The sequence below is a fragment of the Burkholderia sp. Cy-637 genome (assembly GCF_011753175.1).
In the GTDB taxonomy this organism is placed as follows: Bacteria; Pseudomonadota; Gammaproteobacteria; order Burkholderiales; family Burkholderiaceae; genus Burkholderia; species Burkholderia gladioli.
On sequence record NZ_VWWC01000345.1, the window covers coordinates 1 to 2,336 of the forward strand.

Annotated in this window: 2 pseudogenes; both read left to right on the forward strand. The window is 69.0% G+C overall.

Annotated features, from left to right (window positions below):
- Window positions 1-127: 127 nt before the first annotated feature.
- Window positions 128-2,080 (forward strand): annotated as a pseudogene (locus F3J10_RS35300) (bifunctional 2',3'-cyclic-nucleotide 2'-phosphodiesterase/3'-nucleotidase); the annotation flags it as partial.
- Window positions 2,081-2,094: 14 nt separating this feature from the next.
- Window positions 2,095-2,336: pseudogene (locus tag F3J10_RS35305) on the forward strand (sel1 repeat family protein); the annotation flags it as partial.

Here is a 2,336-nt window from a genome sequence, read left to right on the forward strand (position 1 = left end):
GCTTCGAGCGCGTCGCCACGCTGATCGCGGCGGCCCGCAAGCAATATCCGAACAACCTGCTGCTCGACGACGGCGACACCATCCAGGGCACCGCGCTGTCCGACTACCAGGCGCTGGTCAAGCCGGTACCGAGGCCCAGGCTCCGGCCGGTACTCGCGCCACGCTCGCTCTGCCGGAAACCACCGACCTCCACACCAACGTGCTGTCCGACGACTACTTCAAGCTGGCGGCCGACAATTCGATCGGCTTCGAGCGCGTCGCCACGCTGATCGCGGCGGCCCGCAAGCAATATCCGAACAACCTGCTGCTCGACGACGGCGACACCATCCAGGGCACCGCGCTGTCCGACTACCAGGCGCTGGTCAAGCCGGTTTCCTGCGACCAGACGCTGGCGATCTACAAGGTGATGAACGCCGCGAAGTTCGACGGCGGCGCGATCGGCAACCACGAATTCAACTACGGCCTGCCCTATCTCTCGCAGGTCACCGGCAATCGTTTCGACATCGACGGGCTGCCCGATCCGGCGCAGCAGCAGAAATGCGCGGGGCCGAACTTCCCGCAGGTGCTGTCCAACGTGATCAGCGCCAGGACCAATCAGCCGCTGTTCCAGCCCTACACCATCATCACCAGGGTGGTGAGCGCCACCGCGCCCGACGGCAGCACCGTGAGCGCGCCGGTCAAGGTCGGCATCATCGGCTTCACGCCGCCGGCGATCATGAGCTGGGACAAGCGCTGGCTGGACGGCAAGGTCTACACCACCGGCCTCAAGGAAGCCGCCGAGAAGTACGTCCCCGAGATGCGCGCTAAGGGCGCCGACCTGGTGGTGGCGATCTCGCACGGCGGCCTCGACAATTCCGCCTACTCGCCGACCATGGAGAACGGCAGCTGGTGGCTGGCCCAGGTGCCCGGCATCGACGCGATGCTGATCGGCCACTCGCATCAGGTGTTCCCGGACGCGAACAGCACGGTCGGCCAGTTCAACCTGCCGGGCGTCGACAAGGTCAAGGGCACCGTCAACGGCGTGCCCACCGTGATGGCCAACTACTGGGGCAAGCACCTCGGCGTGATCAAGCTGGGCCTGGCCTGGGACGGCAAGCGCTGGAACGTCGACAAGTCGCAGACCACGGTCGAGGCGCGCTCGATCCAGAACGCCGACAAGAGCTACGTGGCGGCCGACCCGAGCGTGTCGGCGGCGATCGCGGCCGAGCACCAGGCCACCATCGACTACGTGAAGACGCCGGTGGGCAGCACCGACTACCGCATGAGCAGCTACTTCGCCGACGTGGGCGACCCGGGCGCGATCCAGATCGTCAACGAGGCGCAGGCCGACTACGTGGCGAGCTACGTGCAGGCGAACCTGCCGCAATACGCCTCGCTGCCGGTGCTGTCGGTCAGCGCGCCGTTCAAGAGCGGCTTCGGCGGCGGCACCGACTTCACCGACGTGGCGCCGGGCGGCCTGGCGATCAACAACGCGGCCGACCTCTACCTGTACCCGAACACCGTCTACGCGGTGAAGATCAGCGGCGGCGACCTGAAGGCCTGGCTCGAGACGGCCGCCAAGCGCTTCAACACCATCGATCCGAACGCCGCCACCGTGCAGCAGCTGGTCAGCAGCTTCCCCGGCTACAACTTCGACATGTTCACCTCGCCGGACCTGAGCTACGAGATCGACGTCACGCAGCCGGTGGGCAGCCGGATCCGCAAGCTGCTGTACAAGGGCGCGGCACTCGACGCGAACGCGCAGTTCATCGTCGCCACCAACAACTACCGCGCCAGCGGCGGCGGCAACTTCCCGGGCCTGGACGGCAGCAAGACGATCTTCGCCTCGCCCGACGCCAACCGCGACGTGCTGATCGCCTACATCAAGAAGCGCGGCAAGCTCACCCGCGCCACCGACGGTGCGGCGCGCAGCTGGCGCTTCACCCGGCTCGCCAGCTCGGCGGCGCACGTGCGCTTCGCCTCGGCGCCGAACCTGCTGGCCGAGGCCGCCGCGGCGGGCCTGACCGGCATCACCCAGGTGAGCGCCGACGACGGCAGCGGCAAGGGCCTCGCCACCTATGAAATCGACCTGACCCAGTGAGGCCCGCGATGCGCATGTTCGACAGCTTGTCCGCCGGCGCCTCGGCAACCGTCTCCGCGTCGATCCCGGCCCCGGCGCGCGGGCTGGCGCGCCTGGCCCGCGCCAACCTGCCGGCCGCCGGCATGCTGGCGGTGGCCGCGCTGCTCGCCGCCGGCGTGGCGGCGGCCGGCTGGGGCGGCGGCGCCACCCGCGCCGACCGGGTCCAGATCGAGCAATGGCGCGCGATGGTGGCCCAGGCCGGCGAGCCGCACGCGAT